This is a genomic window from Inquilinus sp. (assembly GCF_039594555.1).
GTDB lineage: Bacteria > Pseudomonadota > Alphaproteobacteria > DSM-16000 > Inquilinaceae > Inquilinus.
This window is the reverse complement of record NZ_JBCNNF010000561.1, coordinates 1-3542: the sequence shown is the minus strand read 5'-3', so window position 1 is coordinate 3542 and position 3542 is coordinate 1. Positions and strand designations below refer to the sequence as shown.

Sequence of the window (3542 nt, the reverse complement as noted above, 5' to 3'; positions counted from 1 at the left end):
CTCGATCCCCTCTGTTCCCGATCACATGAATCCGAAGCCGGCGATCGGCTCCATCCGGAAGCCGTCTCTCGTCGGTCACAGAACTGAAACAGGGTGATAGTCCAGATTTCCCATTCCGGATCAAGATCGATTTCCAATATCCAGGCAGTATTTGTTGTTTATTTGTCTGATCTAAAGAATATTGAACTTGAGCCAATTTCATCTGATCCGGGTTTTTGCGGCGGCGAATGCGCATGCTGATGGAAGCGCTGGAAAGCGAGGTCCAGGCTGCGCTGGTCGCAAAGGCGTTGCGGCGCGCGGTGCTCTGCTTCATAGTCCGCCGCCGACCGACCCAGGAGGGCAAAATGACGACCATCATGTCCGAGCAGAAAGGAGTTCCCGCCCATCGCAAGGACATGACACGTCATGTTGTCCCGACTCCGGAGGTCGCCGGCGCGCCGAGACGCGCCGCCTAGCGGCCCCACTTTCCGATCCATCAGCCAGGACGGCGCTGCCGTCGCGGTCGACGATGCCCTCTCCCCGCTGACCCGCCGTTCCGGCGGCGATGTGCCGCGTGCCGTCGCTCGCGCGCGGATCCGCAAGTTCCTGTCCTATTACCGGCCGCACATCCCGCTGCTGGCGGCCGACCTGTTCTGCGCCGTCGTGGTCTCGGCCACGGCGCTGATCCTGCCGCTCGGCGCCAACATCGTCACCCGGCGGCTGACCGGCCTGGACGATGCAACCGGAATGCTGGATGAGGTTTATATGCTGGGCGCGGCGATGCTCGCCGTGGTCCTGCTGCAGGCCGTGGCCAACCTGTTCGTCGACTACCAGGGCCATATGATGGGGGCGAAGATGGAAAGCGCCCTGCGCCGCGAGCTGTTCGGCCACCTGCAGAAACTGTCCTTCAGCTTCTACGACCGCGAGCGCACCGGCCAGCTGATGAGCCGGATCACCAACGACCTGTTCTCGCTCGGCGAGCTGTACCATCACGGGCCGGAGGATCTGGCGATCGCGGTGCTGAAATTCGCCGGCGCCATCGCCATCCTGGCCTGGATCGACCTGCCGCTGGCCCTGATGATCCTGGCGGTGCTGCCCTTCGCCGTCGTCTACGCGCTGCACTTCAACCGCCGCATGAACCGGGCGCTGGAGCTCAGCAAGCAGCGCATCGCCGCGGTCAATGAGCGGGTGGAGGATGCGCTGGCGGGCATCCGGGTGGTGCAGTCCTTCGCCAATGAGGATGTCGAGAACCGCCGCTTCGCGGTGCAGAACGCCGCTTTCCTCGACAGCCGCCGCGCCGGCTATCGCAGCGAGGCGTTCTTCTCGATGGGGATCGAGAGCTTCCCGCAGCTGATAACGGTGGTGATCATCGTCGCCGGCGCGGTCCGGGTGGCGGAGGGGCAGCTCGCCGTCGCCGACATGCTGACCTTCCTGCTCTGCGTCGCGGCGCTGGTCGATCCGGTGAAGCGGCTGGCGAACTTCGCCCGGCTCTGGCAGGAGGGCTATACCGGCTTCACCCGGATGATGGAGGTCCTGGAGATCGAGCCGGACATCCAGGACCGGCCCGGCTCGGTCGCGCTGGCCCGGCCACGCGGCGCCATCTCCTTCCGGGAGGTCGGCTTCCGCTACGAGGACGACCGGCCGCATGTGTTCCGGGACCTGTCGCTCGACATCCGGCCGGGCGAGTTCGTCGCCCTGGTCGGTGCCTCGGGCGGCGGCAAGAGCACGCTCTGCGCCCTGATCCCGCGCTTCTACGAGGCGACGGAGGGCCGGATCCTGATCGACGGCACCGACATCCGCGACGTCACCCTGGCGTCGCTGCGCCGGGCGGTGGGCGTGGTGCAGCAGGACGTCTACCTGTTCGCCGGCACCGTGGCGGAGAATCTGCGCTACGGCCGGCCGGAGGCGACGGAGGCGGAGATCGTCGCGGCGGCCAAGGCGGCCAATGCGCATGACTTCATCACCGCGCTGCCGGACGGCTACGACACCGATATCGGCCAGCGCGGCGTCAAGCTGTCGGGCGGCCAGAAGCAGCGCCTGACCATCGCCCGGGCCTTCCTGAAGGACCCGGCGGTGCTGATCTTCGACGAGGCCACCAGCGCGCTCGACAACGAGAGCGAGCGGGCGGTGCAGGCGGCACTGCTGGACCTGGCACGGGACCGCACGACGCTGGTGATCGCCCACCGGCTGTCGACCGTGCGCCACGCCGACCGCATCCTGGTCCTGACCGACCAGGGCATCGCCGAGCAGGGGACGCATGAGGAGCTGCTGGCCGCCGGCGGCGCCTATGCCGGGCTGTACCGGGTGCAGGCCTCCTTCTGAGGGATGTCCGCCCGTGGCTCGGCGGCCGCGGGCGGACCCTCACCACAGATACGGCACCAGCCGGGCGGTGCCGCGGCTGTAATCGGCATAGGCCGGGCCGAAGGCCTCGGCCATGAAGCGTTCCTCGATCACGATCTTGCGCAGGAAGGCCGCAGCCATCAGCGCCAGGGCGACCAGCGCGCTCCAGCGGTCGATGGCGACCACCGTGCCGACCGCCGCCAGCAGCAGGCCGGTGTAGATCGGGTGGCGCACCAGGGCGTAGGGGCCGCTGCGCACCAACTCGTGGTCCTGCTTCAGCGTCACCGTGCCGCTCCAGTTGCCGGCCAGGTGCAGCCGGGCCCAGACGGCGAAGCCCAGCCCGGCCGCGACCAGCAGCGCGCCGGCGATGTCGAAGCCGCCGGCGCGCGGCAGGATCGGCGCGCCCAGGGCCGGCCCGGCCATCCCCGGCCGGATGAACAGCCACGCGGCCAGAACCAGCGGAATGATGTGCGACAGGCGCGAGGCCACGGATTCGCGTCGCTGCGCCGGCTTGGTGCCGAAGGCGGCCAGGTGCCAGTAGACGAACCACGCCACCCACAGGCCGATGATGACGAACGCCAAGGCGCCCTCCGCGATCATCCCCCTCGCCGGCGCCATCCTAGCGAGGCGCAGCGAGCGGGTCGAGCGGCCCCGGGCGCGGCGCGCCCGGGGCCGCGGCCGAACCCAAAAAAGCCGCGATGCCGGTATAGTGGGCTGCGGTGTCACGGGCCTGCCGCTGCCGCGCGGCCGGCCGTCAGGGTTGATCCGGAGGGATGGATGGGGAGTCGGCGGATCCGGCACGGCCTCGGCATGCTCGCGGCCGTGCTGCTGGCCCTGGGCTGCGGCACCGCCATGGCCCAGCGGCAGGACCAGTTCGACGGCGCGGGCCGCTATCTCGGCTATGTCGAGCGCAGCGGCGACCGCATGAACCGGTACGATGCCGGGGGCCGCTATCTCGGCTACGACCGGCGCAACGGCGCCCGGATCGAGCGCTACGACGCAAGCGGCCGCTACCAGGGCTATCGCGAGGACCAGCCGGGCGGCCGCCGGCTGCAATACGATGCCGGGGGCCGGTATCTCGGCTATATCGAGCGCAGCGGCGACCGGCTGAACCGCTACGATTCGGGCGGCCGCTATCTGGGCTATGAGCAGCCGGACGGCGACCGGGTGAAGCAGTACGACGCCGACGGGCACTACATCGGCACACGCGACGAGTGACCGGC

General features: G+C 69.0%; 4 protein-coding genes. 2 read left to right on the top strand and 2 right to left on the bottom strand.

The annotated features are described in order from the left end of the window. The coding region (locus ABDW35_RS34010; RefSeq protein ID WP_343718274.1) for a hypothetical protein at positions 1-313 on the bottom strand (313 nt) is incomplete at its 3' end. 233 nt (positions 314-546) lie between these two features. On the opposite strand from ABDW35_RS34010, the gene ABDW35_RS34005 reads away from it, so the two are divergent. Continuing rightward, positions 547-2301 (top strand): ABC transporter ATP-binding protein, encoded by a 1755-nt coding sequence (locus tag ABDW35_RS34005; protein ID WP_343718273.1) that lies wholly within the window; start codon positions 547-549, stop codon positions 2299-2301. A gap of 39 nt (positions 2302-2340) precedes the next feature. On the opposite strand, the gene ABDW35_RS34000 is transcribed toward ABDW35_RS34005, so the two are convergent. Continuing rightward, the gene (locus tag ABDW35_RS34000) at positions 2341-2901 is read right to left on the bottom strand and encodes an isoprenylcysteine carboxylmethyltransferase family protein (protein WP_343718272.1); all 561 of its coding nucleotides are present in this window, start codon (positions 2899-2901) and stop codon (positions 2341-2343) included. A 195-nt stretch (positions 2902-3096) separates the two neighbouring features. On the opposite strand from ABDW35_RS34000, the gene ABDW35_RS33995 reads away from it, so the two are divergent. Further along, positions 3097-3537, top strand: coding sequence for a type IV secretion protein Rhs (locus ABDW35_RS33995; protein ID WP_343718271.1), 441 nt, complete (start codon positions 3097-3099; stop codon positions 3535-3537). Positions 3538-3542: the final 5 nt, after the last annotated feature.